This window comes from Macrococcus brunensis, from assembly GCF_004359615.1.
Classification (GTDB): Bacteria; Bacillota; Bacilli; order Staphylococcales; family Staphylococcaceae; genus Macrococcus; species Macrococcus brunensis.
This window is the reverse complement of the sequence record NZ_SCWA01000010.1, coordinates 53,453-72,534: the sequence shown is the minus strand read 5'-3', so window position 1 is coordinate 72,534 and position 19,082 is coordinate 53,453. Positions and strand designations below refer to the sequence as shown.

Sequence of the window (19,082 nt, the reverse complement as noted above, 5' to 3'; positions counted from 1 at the left end):
TTAAAATTAATCTTCTTTTTTAGGTTCTGTTTCTGTTTTAGGTGCTTCTTTCGGTTTTTCAAGAAGCACTTTGCGTGACGCATTGACACGACCTTGACGGTCAATTTCTGTCACCTTGACATCAAACTGATCGCCCATTTTAATCACATCTTCCACTTTGTTCACACGTTCATGAGCAAGCTGAGAAATATGAACGAGAGCATCTTTCCCTGGGAAGATTTCAACAAATGCGCCGAACTTCTCGATACGTTTTACTGTCGCATGGTAAACTTCTCCGACGACTGCTTCACGCACGATATTTTCAATAATCTGTACTGCTTCTTTAATCATCGCTGCATCGCTTGAACCGATGAAGACCGTTCCATCCTGTTCGATATCAACCTTAACGCCCGTTGCATCAATGATTTCATTAATTTTCTTACCACCTGGTCCGATGACGTCGCGAATTTTGTCAGGATTGATATGAATCACTTCAATTTTTGGCGCATAAGCACTTAATTCTTTTCTTGGTTCTGCAATCGTCTGCAGCATATGATCCATGATGTGCATACGTCCGGTACGGGCTTGTTCAAGCGCCTCACGCAGGATTTCCTCAGACAGACCATCAATTTTAATATCCATCTGTATCGCTGTAATCCCTTCGCTCGTTCCAGCGACTTTAAAGTCCATGTCCCCGAGTGCATCTTCCATTCCTTGAATATCAGACAGAATAGTATAGTCTTCACCTTTTTTAACGAGACCCATCGCTATACCTGCGACTGGGGCTTTGATAGGGACACCTGCATCCATCAGTGCAAGTGTAGAACCGCAGATGGAAGCCTGAGAAGAAGAACCATTTGACTCGAGTACTTCAGAGACGACACGGATTGTATACGGGAAGTCCACTTCATTTGGAATAACTTGCAGAAGCGCACGTTCCCCGAGTGCACCGTGACCGATCTCACGACGACCTGGTGCACGAATTGGACCTGTCTCACCGACTGAGAAGTTAGGGAAATTATAGTGATGCATATAACGCTTCTCTTCTTCAATACCGAGACCGTCTATAATCTGATGTTCACCGAGTGCGCCAAGTGTCGCAACAGATAATGCCTGAGTCTGTCCACGAGTAAAAAGACCTGAACCGTGAGCACGAGGCAGTAAGCCCACTTCACTGTCAAGTGGACGGATTTCTTCAGGACGTCGACCATCCGGACGTACTTTTTCTTCAGTGATTAAACGGCGGACTTCTTCTTTGATCAGGCTGTCGAAAGTTTTATTGACGACAGTCATCGTCTCTTCAGGGTGTCCTTCATATTTTTCAATAATCTGCAGTTTCACTGCTGTGATATTCTCTTCACGTTCGAGTTTGTCTTTCGTCTGAATCGCTTTAGAAAGTTCAAGTGCTTCCGCATAGTCTTTCACTTCATTTTCTACGATTAAGTTCGGCTCTACCGGCACGAATTCTTTTTTCACAGGCTGAACGTCTGCAATGATTTTCTCCTGAAAATCTACAAGTTCCTTGATAGCCGCATGACCGAACATAATCGCCTCAAGCATTTTTTCTTCAGTGACTTCTTTTGCGCCTGCTTCAACCATGTTGACTGCGTCTTTATGACCCGCAACCTGTAAGTCGAGCAGTGACGCCTTACGCTGTTCGACGTTAGGATTGATGATGAGCTCATTATCAATTAACCCGACGGTAACCCCTGCGATTGGCCCTTCAAAAGGAATATCAGAAACTGATAATGCCACAGAAGAACCAAGCATCGCTGCCATCTCAGGTGAGTTGTCCGGGTCAACACTCATAACGATTGAAATGACTTGAATGTCATGTCGATAACCTTTCGGGAATAGCGGACGGATCGGACGGTCAATTAAACGAGACGTTAAAGTCGCGTCTTCACCCGGACGACCTTCACGTTTATTAAAACCGCCTGGAATCTTACCAGCTGCATAGAGTTTTTCTTCATAGTTCACCATCAGCGGGAAGAAATCGACATCCCTCGGTTCTTTAGATGCAGTCGCTGTAGACAGGACAACCGTGTCGCCGTAGCGGACAAGAGCTGATCCATTCGCCTGCTTAGCGAGCTGACCCACCTCAACTGTCAGCGGGCGGCCTGCCCATTCAGTTGTAAATACTTTTTTCTGAGACATTAAAATGCTCCTCTCAAGTTTATATCTTTCATCATATCATTTATTAAAAAGTCAGTCATAAAAAAATCGAAAGAAACATGAGTTCCTTTCGACTGTTTTTATTATCGACGTAAACCTAATGATTTAATTAATTCACGGTAACGTTGAACATCGTTTTCACGAAGGTAAGTCAGTAAGTTTTTACGACGACCAACCATTTTTAAAAGTCCACGACGTGAATGGTGGTCTTTTTTGTGAGTACGTAAATGTTCGTTTAATGCATTGATTTCTGCAGTTAAAACCGCGATTTGTACTTCTGGTGATCCTGTGTCTGTATCATGTACACGGTATTGTGCAATGATTTCGTTTTTACGTTCTTGTGTAATTGCCATAATTAAATGACCTCCTATTATAATTTTCACCGTAACCCGAGCGCGTCGTCGGAGTGTCGACAAGCCAAGGAAAGGTACTGAAATATTATAGCACAGACTAGAGTTCGATGTCACGCAGAATTTCTTCTGCACGAGTTTTATCTTGGTTTATCTGGGCGATCAGTGCATCGATGCCACTGAACTTCTGTTCGGGACGCAGAAATTCGTGCCAGAAGACTTCTACACGTTCACCGTAAATGGAGTCGTTAAAATCAAAGATATGGACTTCAATAGAGACGGCCGACTTAGACGGATCGTGAAACGTCGGTTTATAACCGATATTGCAGACCCCTTTAAATGTCTCGCCAGTCGCTACTTGTTTCAGCGTCACGGCGTAAACACCTAGTTTTGGCATCACGTAATCTTCGTCAGGCATGACGTTCGCAGTCGGAAAACCGATAGTACGCCCTCGTTTTTCACCTTGTACAACGATTCCTGCAATCTTGTAAGGACGGCCAAGCTGTTCATTCGCATGCACGACTTCCCCTTCCATTAACATGCGGCGGATATCGGTCGTTGATACTTTTTCGTCATTAAGGGCTTTCTTAGATACTGTCGTCACATTAAAGCCTTGTCTATCTTCAGCGAGCTTCAGCATATTGCCTTTACCAAATTTGCCGTAAGTAAAATCAAAACCTGCGACTACTTCCTTGACGTGATTGTTCGTTAAGTAGTCACGGATGAAATCTTTTTCTGTCATCGCCGCAAACTTAGATGTGAAAGGAACAATAAAGAGATAATCCACACCTAATGCTTCGAAGATACGTTTTTTTTCATTTAAAGGTGTTAAATAATCCGTCCGTTTTTTTTCCGGATTGAGAACAACTGACGGATGCGGGTCAAACGTCATCACTGCTTTTTTGAGACTCTTTTTGTCCGCTATTTCAATCATCTGATTGATAACGGTCAAGTGCCCCAGATGAATGCCATCGAAGAAACCGATCGCAAGCGCAATGTCTGGATGATCATACATCTCTTCAATTCGATTGATATGTATAGTATGCATGTAGGAGACTCCTTTTAGTTTAGTTAAATACTTTTCGTGCTTTAATGATACCAGCTTGTTCCGGATGCGGCATATAGATAGCCAGTGCCTGTTGCTGATAGGTCAGCACGGTTTCTTCTGTTAAAGGTGTACTGAACTGCTTCAGTTTCTGACCATTCAATATGCGGTCCTTTAAGTCGGCAGGAACCTCTAGATGAGGCAGATCTTTTAAGCCTCTTTCAAGCGGTAATAAATGAGCCTGAACATGATCAAGAGGCATAGCTGCAAGTTCTTCTAAAGTAAGACTCTCATCTAACTGAAAGCCGCCGGAAGAAGTACGTGTCAGCTTAGACATATGACCTACCGTAGAAAGACGTTCTGCTATCTGCGTTGCAAGCGTCCGGATATAGGTGCCTTTACCACATGCGACTTCTATATCGAAGATGACTTTGTCATCTTGAAACCGAGGTTGAGACAACCTCTTGATAGCATAGATCTGAACAGTACGTGACGGGCGTTCTATCACTTTCCCTTCTCGTGCATACTCGTATAATTTTCTGCCGTTTACTTTAACAGCAGAATACATGGGTGGTGTCTGCACAAGAGGTCCCACTAAAGACTGGAGCACTGCATCCATATCTTCTATAGAAAAGGCATTCGGACTGATGGGTTCTACAGAAATGGTTTCACCGGTCTGATCTTCTGTCGTCGTCTGACTGCCAAGCGTTACTTCTGCGATATAAGTTTTACCGCTATCCATCATATAATCACTGACCCGTGTGGCACGGCCAACGCAGATGGGTAGAACACCGTCTACAGCAGGATCTAAAGTACCTGTATGTCCGACCTTCTTAGTCTTTAAGATTTTTCTCAATTTAAAGACGACATCATGACTTGTCATCCCCCGCGGTTTATTAATCGCTAAAATTCCATCCATAAAAAAACACCTTTCCAGTAAACTCATAATCGAGTTTACATGAAAAAGTGTCTGTCGTCTATTTAGTGACCTTTATTAAGGTCAGCAATCATACGTTCAATTTTGTTACCGTAATCAATAGACTCATCATACTGAAACTTCAGTTCAGGTACAATACGTAAATCCATGCGATGTGCAATCTCTGAACGCATGAAGCCTTTAGATTTTTCAAGTGCTTCAAGAGATTTCTGGCGTTCTTTCTCTTCACCTAGAACCGTTACATAAACAGTCGCCTGTGATAAATCGCCTGTCACTTCAACTTCTGTAACAGTCACAAAACCAATATTAGGATTTTTCATTTTCTGATTGATAACCTCACTGAGTTCCTTCTTCAGCTGTTCACCAACACGTTCACTTCTCATGCTCATTTTATTCACCTCTGTCGAACTTTATTCGTGATACCTATTATAAAATTTTTAAGTGATTCATGTCAATTGAAGGGGATTAGAGTCGCCATAGTTGATGCGTCCGTTATTTAATTGATGGCGGACTCATCACTTATGAATAGCTTTTCAACAACCTATTTGTGTCCGTTATCTTAAGAATGCCGGACTCTTCTCTACTATTTTATCGTGAATTTACGTGCTTTGCCTTTACCTTCTGCATGAAAATGTTCAACTAAGCATCTCCTTACGACTCTTTCATTTAATCCGGTCCAATTGACAACTTCTCGTGTGCTGACTCCTGCTCTTTTCAGCATCATTATTTCTTCAATAGTGATTTTAAGTATTTTGGCTTTGTTAAGAATACTGCCACACTCACATTTAAGATTTCTTCCTTTTAAGTGATCTTCAATTCCAATTTTTCTGCAGTCTGGACATCTCATTCCTTTTTTCATCTTACTAAAATCATAATAATAAATGCGTTCAAAAATATTTTTACCTTCATGCTTAGATACTAATAGGTCACCTAGTTTTTTCTCAGTGATATCAGGAATATACGCATCATCAAAATAATGACCTATTTTCTCAACACTACTGCTCGTGACGATATCCTGATGCTCTACTCCACCGATTAAAGTGAATCCGTCGTTAATAAAAATGATTTTACTGACTACCTTAAAAACAATACCATGTTTTACTAAAAACTTTGTCAGGTTATAATGTGCTCGGTTCAACTGACTCAGCACATCGTGATGGACATAGTCGCTATCACTTACAAACTGATTATTCAGAATCCTGTATTGCCCTGAAAAGTTCTTAACTTCAAAATGAAAAAGCGTATGATTGTATATGACTAGAAAATCATATTGTGACAACGCAGGCGTTCTTAATGCGACATCCCACAACTTTATACCGCCACACTTGCTCAGCATCGTCTCAAACTTCTTTTCACCCTCAAAACCCTTTATATAATTCCTATAGTTCAGCTGATCCACTTCATCTGGCATTTGTCTACCTTCAACCGATTGCAAATAACAATAATAGTTACTTCTTTCGTGAGATTCAATAAACATGGTTTCTCCTGTCATTAGTCTTCTCACTCACCCGCTATAATATAACACATCGACTGCTATTAATTATTAAAATTTTCCATTTGATATAATCTTTACAAATTAAAAAGCCCTGACTGCTGTCAGGGCTTTTCATTTATAGTTTTGAAATAAATCTGTTAAACATGACATCATTATTTGAATTGATGAGTGTCAGATGTTCACCACGAATTGAAATATCGACTGATTCTATCACTAATGGGTCAATTGATTTAATATTGACCTTCATTTTCTCGACAGGTTCTTTATAGAATGTGTGACTGATTGATGAATCGCTCTTAGAGCAAGTTATGAAGTGAAATTTATCATTTTCTTTGATGTATGCATAGGCACAGTTGTCATCATACGCGAGCAATACATTTTCATAGTCTCTCACAAGAATCTCTTCACGGTAAATCGTCTCAAGATATTCTTTAAATGTATTTGCATATACAAATTCACTTTTCATTTTCATTGTTGTATTCACATTGATCAACTCATCAATACGCATATGTGATAATTTTGCATCTCTAGCCATTATCAACACCCCTTTAATTAATTGAATTTTCTGTTTCTATAGTCTTATTATACAACTTTTCTGTTGTATAACAATGCTAATTCATAAATTTTTCAGAATGTTCAAATATTAACGGGTAAACATTTTCTCCGCATTTTCAAAACTGATGATAAAAGACTTTTTCTTCTTCAGATAAATCACTTTATTGGCATGATCAATCTTTTCAATTTGCAGCTCATCATTTATGCTGACATCCTGTTTGGATAAGTAAGCCAGCAGCTCATATTCATCTCGTACTTTTTTCAGCACAAACGAAGTCCCTTCTGTCAGCTCATTAACAGGTGTCATCTTTTCTTCAGTGATTTCTCCGCGCGGTATCAGACTGCCATGCGGACAGTATCTGGGATAATCAAGCATCTCATCAAGTCGTTCAATAAACCGATCAGAAACCCGATGCTCCAGAACTTCCGCTTCTGCATGTACTTCATTCCAGCTGTAATTCAGGCTTTGAATCAGAAAACATTCAATCAGTCGATGTCTTTTTATTAGATTCAAAGTAAGCAGCTGACTCTGATGAGTCAGCTTCACACCTTTATATGCTTTCAGTTCTACTAAGTCTTCTTTTTGCATTCTGCTCATCATCTCTGATACGGATGGCGGTTTTATCTTTAAGTACTGTGCTAATTGTTTATTCGAAACATATTCTGTAGCGCCTCCTAGAGAATATATCGCTTTTAAATAATCTTCTTTTTCTTCTGTCAGCATAAGCTAGCCCCCTCTCCTATATCATACTATATTTCATTTTATCCTTACATTTTATTTGACCTCATTATATTTTTAGGTTAACCTAAATTATGAATTAAGGAGGTAAAAACTATGATTCATCTTAATCATCTGACGGTCACTATTGATGGAAAGCGACTACTTGATGACATCTGCTATCAGCAGAATATTTCTGGAATCATCGGCATCATGGGACCAAACGGTGCGGGTAAGTCGACACTCATCAAAAGCATGCTAGGTTTCCTTAAACACCAGGGAACAGCGACCTATCATCAGAAAGAAATGAAGGAGTGCAGACGATTATTCTCATACATACCACAGCGGTCGAGTATCGATGTCACATTTCCTATAACAGTTGAAGCAGTCGTTCGTTCAGGGGCCTATCGAGCAGAAAAAGGCTTAAACCTGGAGCGTCAGCTTGCACAGTTCAGACTCACGGATTTAAAAACTCGCACGCTGGACACTTTAAGTGGCGGTCAGCTGCAGCGTGTTCTGTTTGCACGGGCCCTTATGGCAGAGCGTGAGGTCTACTTTCTGGATGAACCTTTTGTAGGCATCGATTATACGAGTACTGCCATCATCACAGATATGCTTTTCAAACTAAAGAACGACGGCAAAAGAGTTTTCATTGTTCATCATGATATTGAAAGTGCGCGTACACTCTTTGATGAAATACTCTTACTCAACAAGAAACTGATTCAGACAGGCGGTCCTGAAATTCTGACAGATGCCAACCTGAAAACCGTCTATTTTCCAGAGGAGGAAAAACGATGACTTTTCTCGATGCGATTCTGTCTTATCAGTTTTTAAGTCGTGCAATGATCACTGCAGCTGTCGTCGGTATAGTATCAGGTGCAGTCGGCTGCCTCATCGTTCTTAGGAATTTAAGTCTGATGGGTGATGCTATGAGTCACGCTGTACTGCCGGGTGTTGCAATCAGTTACTTACTCGGTATCCCCACTTTCATCGGCGCCCTGATAAGTGGTCTACTGACAAGTACAGTGATCAGCACTCTTATTGAATACTCAAAAACAAAAAGAGATGCTGCAATCGGCATCACTTTTACGACCTTTTTCTCTATCGGCGTCATTATCATCAGTATGGTCAATTCAGCAACCAATCTTTATCATCTGCTCTTCGGTAATATACTGACTGTCTCAAAGCAGGATTTCTGGATGACGCTGACTGTCAGCCTGGTTGTCCTCACCTTCATCATCGCCTGTTACACGCCCCTAAAACTGACAACTTTTGATCCCATATTCGCTGAAATGAATGGCCTAAGTCCAAAACTCTGGCAGTACATCATCATGCTGATGCTGGCGCTTGTCACAGTGGTCAGTCTTCAGACAGTCGGAATCATCCTGGTTGTGGCCATGCTGATCACGCCCGCTTCAGCAGCCTATCTCATCACGAAATCTTTGCACGCCATGATGATAACTGCTTCAACCATAGGACTGATCAGCGCCATTATCGGCATTTATCTCAGTTTTATCTATAATGTACCGAGCGGTGCAGCAATTGTCATAGTGGCATGCAGTATTTATGCCATTATCTTTATAACACAAACCATCAGGAGGAAATTTGGATGAAAAAAATAATTCTTATTTTGACTCTATTACTTACTCTGACAGCCTGCGGAAAACAAGCAGAGCATAGACTGACAGTAACAACGACCAATTCGATACTCTATGATATGACGAGACAAATAGCAGGACAGGCTGCGGATGTAAAATCTATTGTTCCAGTCGGACAGGATCCGCACGAGTATGAAGTTAAGCCACAGGACATTGCAGCACTGGAACAGGCAGATGTTATCATTTATAATGGCCTTAATCTGGAAACAGGGAATGGATGGTTCAATCAGGCCCTTGACCAGGCAGGAAAGTCTATCAAAGACGATACTGTCGTAGCGGCAAGTCAAGATGTTGATACTATCAGACTGGAACATGGCAGGGAAGTCGATCCACATGCCTGGCTCAGTATTAAAAATGGTGTTCTTTACGTGGATGTCATCAAGGATGCGTTGATCAAACAAGATCCGTCTCATCAGCAGGATTATGCTAAAAATGCAGAGCAGTATAAAGAGAAACTTCTGTCACTCGATAAAAAATATGCCGCTAAGTTTAACGACATACCCGAAGACCAAAAGCAGTTGATTACGAGTGAAGGCGCATTCAAGTATTTCAGTCGAGATTATGGTCTCCACCATCACTATATATGGGAAATCAATACTGAAAAACAGGGTACACCTGAACAGATGAAACAGGCTGTCGACTACGTAAAGAAACATTCTGTCAAACACCTTTTTGTTGAAACAAGTGTCGATAAACGCAGCATGAATGCTTTAAGTGATGAAATCGGCAAAAAAATATTCGGTGAAGTACTGACCGATTCTATAGGACAGGATAAGGCTACGAATTCCTACTATAAAATGATGGAGCATAATATTGTGACGATTCATGATGGTATGAAATAACATAACCCTCCACTTGTAAAGTGGAGGGTTTCAATATTTCTGCTGATTCAGTTTAGTTTCCATATACATCCTGATCAGTTTCGGTTCCTTAGATTTCTTGAACGTAAAAATACAGAACGCCAAAGGCTCAATCAATTCCTGCTGACTATTTTCTCGCGTGACATTTGACAATATCAGTTCCTCATCATAACGATTATATCTGTTGATAATATCAAACTGCCAGTCCTGTACATTTTGAAATCGAATATCGAGCAGATTAATAAACTGATGATAATCATATTCAATCTGCTGATTATCACTGTCCACGAAAAAGACTTTAAGGCCCGGGTCACAAATCTCTTTTAGAACCTGAAGGTCCTGATTCTTCCATCCCATAATAAAATTAATATATGCCATATACCCCTCCGTCAAACTTTACTTTGCTCTATTATACTCTTTTTACATTTAAATGTATGTACTAAAAAAAGCTATCTTCCATTAAGAAGATAGCTTTTAATGTTTTATACGCGTTTAATCTCTTCCATCACGAAGGCTTCGAAGATGTCGCCTTCCTTGATATCGTTGAAGTTTTCAATCGTGATACCGCATTCGTATCCAGCTGTGACTTCTTTTACATCGTCTTTGAATCGACGAAGTGCATCAACTGCTCCTTCGTAGACCACAATACCGTCACGGATGATGCGGACGCTAGCGTCACGCGTAATTTTACCGTCTGTCACGTATGAACCGGCTACTGTACCGACTTTAGAGATATTGATTGTCTGACGTACTTCAGCCTGTCCAATCACTTTCTCTTCAAATTCAGGATCCAGCATCCCTTTCATCGCAAATTCGATTTCTTCGATTACTTTATAGATGATGCGGTGGAGACGCATATCTACTTTCTCTGCTTCAGCTGCACGTTTCGCATTGACATCCGGACGTACATTGAAACCGATAATGATACCGTTAGAAGCAGATGCTAATGTAACGTCTGATTCGTTGATTGCCCCTACTGCTGTATGAATGATACGAACGTTAACGCCTTCTACATCAATTTTCATGAGTGACGCTGCAAGTGCTTCTACAGAACCTTGCACATCCCCTTTAATGATAACATTTAAGTCTTTCATTTCGCCTTGTTTCATCTGTTCAAAGAGATTATCAAGAGAAACTTTCTGACTTTCCTGACGTTGAGCCATGATGTTCTGCTGTTGACGGGCTTCACCGATACGACGAGCTTTTTTCTCATCTTTAAAGACGACGAAGCGGTCACCTGCAAGTGGTACATCCTGCAAACCTGTAATTTCAATCGGTGTAGACGGGCCAGCCGTTTTAATACGCTTACCTAAGTCATTGACCATCGCACGGACACGACCGTACGTGTTACCGACAACGATAGAATCACCGATTTCAAGCGTACCATCCTGAACTAACAGCGATGCAGCTGGTCCACGAGATTTATCAAGTTCTGCTTCAATAACAGTTCCTAAAGCAGTACGTTTTGGATTAGCTTTTAATTCTTCAACTTCTGTTACAAGCTGAATCATTTCAAGTAAATCATCGATACCGTCACCAGTTAATGCAGACAGCTGAACGAAGATTGTGTCGCCGCCCCAGTCTTCTGGGTAGAGACCATGCTCACCGAGTTCCTGCATAACACGGTCCGGGTTAGCTGTTGGTTTATCGACTTTATTAACTGCGACGATAATAGGTACTTCTGCTGCTTTCGCATGGTTGATCGCTTCAATCGTCTGTGGCATTACACCATCATCTGCTGCCACGACTAGAATCGTGATATCTGTTACTTGAGCACCACGTGCACGCATCGTAGTGAAAGCCGCGTGACCAGGTGTATCAAGGAACGTGATTTTTTTGCCTTCATTGACAATCTGATACGCACCGATATGCTGCGTGATACCGCCTGCTTCTCCAGCAGTGACACGTGTATTACGGATAGAGTCAAGAAGTGTCGTTTTACCGTGGTCGACGTGACCCATGATTGTAACAACAGGTGGACGTTCTTCTTTATCAGCATCATCCGCGTCAACATCCTCGAAGTACGTCTCAAGGTCTGTTGCATCAATGATGACTTCTAGTTCTGCTTCGACACCGTATTCGTCACAGATCAGTTCAATCGCTTCTTCAGTCAGTGGCTGGTTGATGTTCGCCATGATGCCCACCATGAATAAGTTTTTAACGATTTCTGAAGCATCTTTGTTTAATTTTTCAGCAAGTTCACCGACTGTGATGCCTTCTGTGTAAGTGATTTTAGAAGGTGTTTCCTTCACGACAGGTGCTGGTGGTGGCGTCTGAGGCTTTTGATTTTTACCTTTTTTGCCTTTATTATTTTTCTGACCTGGTCGGTTATTCGGTTTGTTGTTCTGTCCCGGACGATTGTTCGGTTTATTCTGTCCCGGTTTATTGTTACGATTCTGGTTGTTCTGAGCAGGTTTATTCTGAGTGTTCTGCGGTTTATTTTGAGTTGTCTCCGCTTTTTTAGGCTGCTCTGGTTTAGATCCAGCTTTCACTGCATCTTTTTTGAAGATTTTATTCAGATTATTGATTTCTTTATCTTCTAAAGTCTTCATATGAGTCGTTACTTCAATACCCATTTTCTGAAGTTCGTCGATAATATCCTTACTTCTTTTGCCTACTTCTTTAGCATATTCATATATTCTTTGTTTACTCATAGGTTCTCTCCTTCATCACTTTCATGAATCATGTCTTTCAACTTTTTCGCAAAGCCTGAGTCAAGCACACCGATGATGACACGTTCATCCTTACCGATAGCCCATCCAAGTTCATGTCGCGAGCCGAACTGCAGACATTTCACATGGTATGACTGACATTTATTCATGATATTTTTTTGTGTGTTCGCTGAAGCATCTTCTGATAAAATCACTAATCTGACTTTACCCCGTCTCACTTCATTTATAACCAGTTCTTCACCTGTCACAAGTTTGCGCGCACGCATGGCAAGCCCGAGCAGGTTTAAGATACGATCTTTCAGACTCATTTAGGTATCATTGAACGATAGACGAGACGTATCAGTTCATCGTATATCGGATTCAATGTCTCTGTATCTGCTTCAAAAAATTGTTCAAGTCTTTTCTTTTTGCGCGCTTCTTCGATAATTGGTAGATCCATAGATACGTATGCACCGCGACCATTCGCTTTACCGGTCGGATCGACTGCGATTTCGCCCTCTTTCGAACGAACAACACGCAGCATCTCACGCTTCGGTTTCATCTCCTGGCTTAAAATACATTTACGCATGGGAATTTTTTTCTGTTTCATCATCTTCCCCCTTATTCGACTGGGTAGATACCCGCTTCTTTAGCGTCTGTCTCACTCTTGATATCAATCTTCCAGCCTGTCAGTTTAGCTGCTAAACGGGCATTCTGGCCACGTTTGCCGATAGCAAGTGACAGCTGATAGTCAGGAACGATAACAGTAGTAGACTGATTTTCCTCGTTAACGAGCACATCCACCACTTGTGACGGACTGAGTGCATTTTTAACAAAAGTCTTCGGATCTGCGCTCCACTCAACGATATCAATTTTTTCGCCGCCCAGTTCATCCACAACGGCACCGACACGTGCACCTTTAGCACCGACACATGCACCGACTGCATCGATATCAGGATTTTCTGAGTGAACACTGATCTTAGAACGGTCGCCTGCTTCACGCGCAACTGACTTCACGACAACAGTACCATCAAATATTTCCGGTACTTCTTGTTCAAAGAGACGTTTTAACAGCCCTGGATGACTTCTGGACACGAAAATCTGTGGTCCTTTAGTAGTCTGTTCTACTTTATTAACGTAGACTTTGATGCGTTCAGTCGGACGATAAACATCGTTCGGGCTGCGTTCTGCTTCTGATAAGACCGCTTCTGTTTTGCCCAGTGTGACATAGACATAACGATGATCGACACGGTCGATGACACCTGTCATGATATCATCCTCTTTATCGATGAATTCATTGTACAGAATACCGCGCTCTGCATCACGCAGACGCTGCATCACGGCCTGTTTCGCAGCCTGCGCACTGACACGGCCGAAGTCTGAAGGGGTTACGTTCTCTTCGAAGATATCACCTACTTCATAAGCAGGGTTTGTTTCAAGTGCCATCTCTAATGAAACCTGATCACGTGGGTTTTCAACTTCTTCTACTACATCTTTACGGGAATAGACCGCATAGCTGCCGTTATCCATATTCAGTTCAACACGAACATTATTGGCTGAGTTGTAGTTCTTTTTGTAAGCGGTAATCAGTGCCGCTTCAATCGTCTCAATCAGCACTTCACGCGGGATACTCTTTTCTTTTTCAAGAAAATCAATAGCGTTTAATAATTCATTGTTTTTCATTTTGTCCTCCGTTAATTAAAGAATGACTGCACGTCTGATTTTTGCAATTTTTTTGCGTGGCAGTTCAATTTCCTTTGTACGTGTTTTGATTCTGACAGACATCGTCACCGTCTCAGCATCAAATTTAATAAGTTCACCGAGCCACTCTTTGTCGCCACCGATTTCCTCGTATAATTTGACGTAAACCGGATGACCGACTGCTGCTGTATAATCTGCTTCTTTTTTCAGCGGCCGTTCAGCACCTGGAGATGAAACATCCATAAAGTAAGCTTCCGCAATCGGATCTTCCTTGTCCATCACTTCACTGATTTTCTCACTGGCAAGTGCACAGTCTGAAATATCAACACCGCCTTCTTTATCAATGGCGATGCGGAGATAATAGTCCGGCCCTTCTTTCACGTATTCAACGTCAACAAGCTCAAAACCTAAATCATGAACAATAGGCGTCACAATCTCTTCAACACGTTCTGTAATTTTGCTCATATATGCCTCCTTAGTCTGACAAGAAGAAAAGAGCGGGATATCCCACTCTTTTCGTCAATAGAGTATTTTGTTAAGCATGATTATTATAACACATGTCTCAAAATGCTTCAATTCTATAAGTCAAAGATGCTGAGCTGTGCTTTATCCGGCATATTTTCAAGCGAACCAAGCATCGTCAGATAATCGATTATCTTCTGAGAAACACCTGCTTTTTTGTTCAGTTCTTCCTTAGACAGGAACGGACCTTCATCGCGTGACGCTACAATTCTTTTAGCAACGTTCTCACCAAGTCCCGGTACTGCATTGAAAGGTGGAATGAGCGTATCTCCATCAATAATAAAGTCAAATGCCTGACTTTTCTCAAGCGAGACTGGCTGCATGCGAAAACCGCGCTGCGCCATTTCGTTAGAGAGTTCAAGTACAGTCAGAACATCTTTTTCTTTTTTCGACAGATCATGGTAACGTGCATAATAATCTTTCACAGTTGCTTTAATCGTATTTTTGTCCTTTGTCATCGTGAGCAGGTCAAAGTCAGAAGCACGGACAGTGAAATATGCAGCATAGTAATACAGCGGATGATGCACTTTAAAATAGGCGATACGGAGTGCCATCATCACATAGGCGCTGGCATGGGCTTTCGGGAACATATATTTGATTTTCTTACATGATTCGAGATACCATTCCGGTACTTTATTTTCTCTCATCGCTGCTTCAAAGTCCTCTGACAGTCCTTTACCTTTACGTACTGACTCCATAATTTTGAATGCGAGTGATGGTTCCAGCCCAGCGTACATCAGGTAAACCATGATGTCATCTCGACAACCGATTACACCAGACAGGTCACAAGTACCGGTTCTGATCAGTTCCTGCGCATTGCCAAGCCAGACGTCTGTACCATGCGACAGTCCTGAAATCTGAATAAGCTCCGAGAATGTGCTCGGTTTAGTATCTTCAAGCATCTGACGCACGAATCCTGTACCAAATTCCGGTACACCGAATGTGCCGGTCTTACACATAATATCTTCTTCTGTGACGCCGAGACTCTGCGGTCCTGAGAAAATTTTCATCGTCTCTTTGTCATCCATCGGAATCGTCTTCGGATCAATACCGGATAAGTCCTGCAGCATGCGGATCATCGTTGGATCATCGTGACCCAGTATATCAAGCTTCAAAAGATTGTCATGAATCGAGTGGAAGTCGAAGTGTGTGGTTTTCCAGGCTGAGTTCTGGTCGTCTGCCGGAAATTGTATCGGCGTGAAGTCATAGATATCCATGTTCTCAGGGACAACGATGATACCACCCGGGTGCTGACCCGTCGTCCGTTTCACACCTGTACAGGCCTGAACAAGCCGGTCAACTTCGGCACCCCGCTTGTGCATACTGTTGTCATTCAGGTAGCCTTTGACATAACCGAACGCCGTTTTCTCGGCTACAGTACCAATCGTTCCGGCACGGAATACTTTATCTTCACCGAACAGCACTTTCGTATAGTTATGAGCCTGAGGCTGATATTCCCCGCTGAAGTTCAAGTCGATATCGGGTACTTTATCACCTTTAAAGCCGAGGAAAGTCTCGAACGGGATATCCTGTCCTTCCTTGATAAAAGGAACATCACATTTCTCACACTTTTTATCGGGTAAATCATAGCCACTGGAGACAGACCCGTCGTCGAAGAAATGACTTTCGTTACACTTCGGACAGATGTAATGCGGCGGCAGTGGATTGACCTCAGTGATTTCTGTCATGGTCGCTACAAAACTTGAGCCGACGGACCCCCTTGAACCGACCAGGTAACCGTCATCCAGAGACTTTTTAACGAGTTTCTGTGAGATGAGATAAATAACGGCGAAACCGTTACCGATGATACTGGCGAGTTCTTTCTCAAGTCGTGCGACGACTATTTCAGGAAGGTCATCCCCGTAAAGTTTACGTGCATTTGCGTATGACATTTCACGGATTTCTTCATTTGCGCCTTCAATTGACGGTGTATAAAGTTCATCACGGATTGGAACGACGCGTTCAATGCGGTCTGCAAGCTCATTCGTATTCTTGATGACAATCTCATAAGCCTTATCTTCACCGAGGAACATGAAGTCGTCCATCATTTCGTCTGTCGTTCTGAAATGAGCATCCGGAAAACCACTTTTATTAAGCGGATTCCCCGGCATACTTGCGACGAGTATCTCACGCGCAATCTTGTCATGCGGATGCAGATAATGGGCATTCCCTGTTGCGATAACCGGTTTATCCAGTTTGTCTGCTACATCAATAATACGGTGATAAATTTCTTCCAGCGTTTCATTGTCACGGATTAAATCACGTGCCAGAAGATGCTGATAGAGTGCTTTCGGCTGAACTTCTATATAGTCATAGAACTGGGCCACTTTCTCAACTTCTGACTGGTCCTTGTTCATGACAGCGGTGAATATCTCACCGTTGTCACAGGCACTGCCGACCAGTATCCCTTCACGATTCTCTTCCAGCAGGCTGCGCGTTATACGCGGCGTGCGGTAATAATAATGAACGAGAGACTCCGAAACAATCTTGAACAGATTTTTAAGTCCTGTCTGATTCTGCACGATAAGCGTGACGTGTACAGGACGCGCACGTTTATACGCATCCTGATTAGACAACTTCTGATCGATCTCCTGATGATTAGTCACACCGCGTTCTTCCATCTGTTTCAGCATCTTGACAAAGATATGCGCAGTCGTCTCCGCATCATAAATCGCTCTATGGTGCTGTGTCAGTTCAACACCGTATTTCTTCGCCAGGAAGTTCAGACCATGTTTGCCGAGCTCTGTATTAATCGTCCGTGACAGTTCGAGCGTATCAATGACCCCGTTCTCGCTGGCTCCAAGTCCTAAACGGTCATAACCTGTATCAATGAACCCCATATCGAAACTCGCGTTATGAGCGACATAAATCGCATCGCCGACCCACTCCTTAAAACGCGGCAGCACGTCCTCTATCGGCGGTGCATCGACGAGCATATCATCAGTAATGCCAGTCAGTTGTTTAATCGTTTCATTCAACAGTTCACCAGGATTACTGAAACTTTCAAATTTATCGATGATTTCACCGTTCTGAACCTTGACTGCTGCGAGCTCAATAATTTTATCGTACTGCGAACTGAGACCGGTCGTCTCTACGTCAAACACCACATAGCTGCTTGAGTTCAAGTTTCGATCTATCGGATGATAAGTGATGGGCACTCCTTCATCAACGAGCATGCCTTCTAAACCGTAGATCATTTTAATGCCGTTCTTTTCAGCTGCGGCATGAGCATCCGGATAAGCCTGCACGACGTTATGATCGGTCACCGCAATCGCCTTATGTCCCCACTGAGCAGCCTGCGCCACATATTTTCCGATATGCGTGATACCATCCATCTGACTCATACTGGAATGCAGATGAAATTCCACACGTTTTTCTTCTGATTTATCTTTACGAGGAGAGCGTTTAATCTCATGGATGTCGTTGATCATCATCACCAGATCGCGGATAAACGTATCTTCTTCTATTTTCCCCTGCGCACGTACCCATTTTCCAGGTGTCAATGCCTTAAAGTGTTCAAGGTCATTCTTCGTCTGACGATTACGGCTGAACATTTTTAGTGTCAGAGAATCCGTGTAATCAGTGATTTTGAGCTGCAGGATGTAACGTCCACTTTTCAGTTCCTTGATCTCTGCATCAAAGATGACCCCTTCAATCGCCACTTTATATTCTTCTTCGATAATGGATGAAATCGGCCGGATGGACTCAATGTTGATATCCTTACCGATAGATGCTTCTGTCACTTCATCACTATCTTCTTCAGCACGTTGTTTCTGCATTTCTGCGACCCGTTCCCGAGTCTGAATAGCACTTGTCGTATCTTCTTCCTGGATGGTTGCTTCCAGGGATTCCAGTTCACGCTGCTGGTCCATATCGTCAATCTCGAATACAATCTTGTCGAAATGGAAGCCTGCTTTCTTAAATGCTTTCAAAAGAGAACCATTGCAAGATTTTTCAAGATGTTGCTGCTCGACTTCATTATTGACGATGAATCTGATGACGTCGCCTGAAAAGATATATTTCTTCTGTTTCAGCTGTCTTTTAAGATTCGGGCTTAAGGCTGTCTGTTCAACGCAGTGATGGAGATAGTCTTTAACTTTATCAAGTTTATCAGACTGATCAGCTGCTAATATTTGAAAGTCAACAGTCGCAATATGGCCGAACGCGTTCTTCATCTCATTCAGAAAATGCATATAGACATCTGCCGGAAAAATGACCGGACTCTTGATATGAAAGAACCACTGGCGTTCTTTTTCTGAGATGTCCAGACGTTCAAGCGTGCATCCATCCAGTTCAGCTGGAAAGGCCTCTGTCATTTTCAGCTGAGACAGCAAAACCTTAAATTTTTCTTCTTTATTCACGCCATGACCACCTTTATAAAATGAAAAAGTAACGCGCCAAAAAGCGCATTACTTAAGTTAGTTCTATTATAGCAA

At 42.2% G+C, this 19,082-nt stretch carries 17 protein-coding genes and 1 pseudogene; 3 read left to right on the top strand and 15 right to left on the bottom strand.

The genetic code is table 11. The features are described from left to right. Positions 1-6: 6 nt before the first annotated feature. The 8 genes and pseudogenes from pnp to ERX27_RS06755 all read right to left on the bottom strand — a co-directional run bounded on the left by pnp (position 7) and on the right by ERX27_RS06755 (position 7,260). The gene (gene pnp, locus ERX27_RS06790) at positions 7-2,136 is read right to left on the bottom strand and encodes a polyribonucleotide nucleotidyltransferase (RefSeq protein WP_133432082.1); all 2,130 of its coding nucleotides are present in this window, start codon (positions 2,134-2,136) and stop codon (positions 7-9) included. A gap of 101 nt (positions 2,137-2,237) precedes the next feature. After that, positions 2,238-2,507 carry a 30S ribosomal protein S15 gene (gene rpsO, locus ERX27_RS06785; protein WP_099577738.1) on the bottom strand — a complete coding sequence of 90 codons (270 nt, stop codon included), beginning with the start codon at positions 2,505-2,507 and terminating at the stop codon, positions 2,238-2,240. Positions 2,508-2,588: 81 nt separating this feature from the next. Beyond that, a pseudogene (locus ERX27_RS06780) lies at positions 2,589-3,552 on the bottom strand (bifunctional riboflavin kinase/FAD synthetase); the annotation flags it as partial. A 19-nt stretch (positions 3,553-3,571) separates the two neighbouring features. Continuing rightward, a complete protein-coding gene (truB, locus tag ERX27_RS06775) occupies positions 3,572-4,468 on the bottom strand; it encodes a tRNA pseudouridine(55) synthase TruB (RefSeq protein WP_133432080.1) in 897 nt (298 codons plus the stop codon). 62 nt (positions 4,469-4,530) lie between these two features. Beyond that, positions 4,531-4,875, bottom strand: a complete 345-nt coding sequence (gene rbfA, locus ERX27_RS06770; RefSeq protein ID WP_133432079.1) for a 30S ribosome-binding factor RbfA — start codon at positions 4,873-4,875, stop codon at positions 4,531-4,533. A gap of 194 nt (positions 4,876-5,069) precedes the next feature. Continuing rightward, the gene (locus ERX27_RS06765) at positions 5,070-5,963 is read right to left on the bottom strand and encodes a nuclease-related domain-containing protein (RefSeq protein WP_165983113.1); all 894 of its coding nucleotides are present in this window, start codon (positions 5,961-5,963) and stop codon (positions 5,070-5,072) included. Between the two features lie 133 nt (positions 5,964-6,096). Then, positions 6,097-6,516: a hypothetical protein gene (locus ERX27_RS06760; protein WP_133432077.1), complete on the bottom strand. Its 420-nt coding sequence runs from the start codon at positions 6,514-6,516 to the stop codon at positions 6,097-6,099. 108 nt (positions 6,517-6,624) lie between these two features. Continuing rightward, positions 6,625-7,260 (bottom strand): metal-dependent transcriptional regulator, encoded by a 636-nt coding sequence (locus ERX27_RS06755; RefSeq protein WP_133432076.1) that lies wholly within the window; start codon positions 7,258-7,260, stop codon positions 6,625-6,627. 111 nt (positions 7,261-7,371) lie between these two features. On the opposite strand from ERX27_RS06755, the gene ERX27_RS06750 reads away from it, so the two are divergent. Genes ERX27_RS06750 through ERX27_RS06740 form a run of 3 tightly spaced genes read left to right on the top strand, consistent with a single transcriptional unit; the run spans position 7,372 to position 9,754 of the window. After that, positions 7,372-8,052 carry a metal ABC transporter ATP-binding protein gene (locus tag ERX27_RS06750; RefSeq protein WP_133432075.1) on the top strand — a complete coding sequence of 227 codons (681 nt, stop codon included), beginning with the start codon at positions 7,372-7,374 and terminating at the stop codon, positions 8,050-8,052. After that, entirely contained in the window at positions 8,049-8,867 is an 819-nt protein-coding gene (locus tag ERX27_RS06745; RefSeq protein ID WP_133432074.1) for a metal ABC transporter permease, read from the top strand. The genes ERX27_RS06750 and ERX27_RS06745 overlap by 4 nt, the downstream gene beginning before the upstream one ends. After that, positions 8,864-9,754, top strand: a complete 891-nt coding sequence (locus tag ERX27_RS06740; RefSeq protein WP_133432073.1) for a metal ABC transporter solute-binding protein, Zn/Mn family — start codon at positions 8,864-8,866, stop codon at positions 9,752-9,754. The genes ERX27_RS06745 and ERX27_RS06740 overlap by 4 nt, the downstream gene beginning before the upstream one ends. A gap of 30 nt (positions 9,755-9,784) precedes the next feature. Here ERX27_RS06740 and ERX27_RS06735 read toward each other — a convergent pair whose 3' ends face one another. From ERX27_RS06735 to ERX27_RS06705, 7 genes are all read right to left on the bottom strand, one after another. Beyond that, positions 9,785-10,150: a hypothetical protein gene (locus tag ERX27_RS06735; RefSeq protein ID WP_133432072.1), complete on the bottom strand. Its 366-nt coding sequence runs from the start codon at positions 10,148-10,150 to the stop codon at positions 9,785-9,787. A gap of 104 nt (positions 10,151-10,254) precedes the next feature. Beyond that, the gene (gene infB, locus ERX27_RS06730) at positions 10,255-12,426 is read right to left on the bottom strand and encodes a translation initiation factor IF-2 (protein WP_133432071.1); all 2,172 of its coding nucleotides are present in this window, start codon (positions 12,424-12,426) and stop codon (positions 10,255-10,257) included. After that, positions 12,423-12,752 carry a YlxQ family RNA-binding protein gene (locus tag ERX27_RS06725; RefSeq protein WP_133432070.1) on the bottom strand — a complete coding sequence of 110 codons (330 nt, stop codon included), beginning with the start codon at positions 12,750-12,752 and terminating at the stop codon, positions 12,423-12,425. Before ERX27_RS06725 ends, infB begins: the two co-directional genes overlap by 4 nt. Next, positions 12,749-13,033, bottom strand: coding sequence for an RNase P modulator RnpM (gene rnpM / locus ERX27_RS06720; RefSeq protein WP_133432069.1), 285 nt, complete (start codon positions 13,031-13,033; stop codon positions 12,749-12,751). The genes ERX27_RS06725 and rnpM overlap by 4 nt, the downstream gene beginning before the upstream one ends. A gap of 11 nt (positions 13,034-13,044) precedes the next feature. Next, positions 13,045-14,106, bottom strand: coding sequence for a transcription termination factor NusA (gene nusA / locus ERX27_RS06715; protein ID WP_133432068.1), 1,062 nt, complete (start codon positions 14,104-14,106; stop codon positions 13,045-13,047). Positions 14,107-14,121: 15 nt separating this feature from the next. Beyond that, on the bottom strand, positions 14,122-14,589 hold the full coding sequence (gene rimP / locus ERX27_RS06710) for a ribosome maturation factor RimP (RefSeq protein ID WP_133432067.1): 468 nt from the start codon (positions 14,587-14,589) through the stop codon (positions 14,122-14,124). Positions 14,590-14,702: 113 nt separating this feature from the next. Beyond that, positions 14,703-19,007 (bottom strand): PolC-type DNA polymerase III, encoded by a 4,305-nt coding sequence (locus tag ERX27_RS06705; protein WP_133432066.1) that lies wholly within the window; start codon positions 19,005-19,007, stop codon positions 14,703-14,705. Positions 19,008-19,082 lie beyond the last annotated feature (75 nt).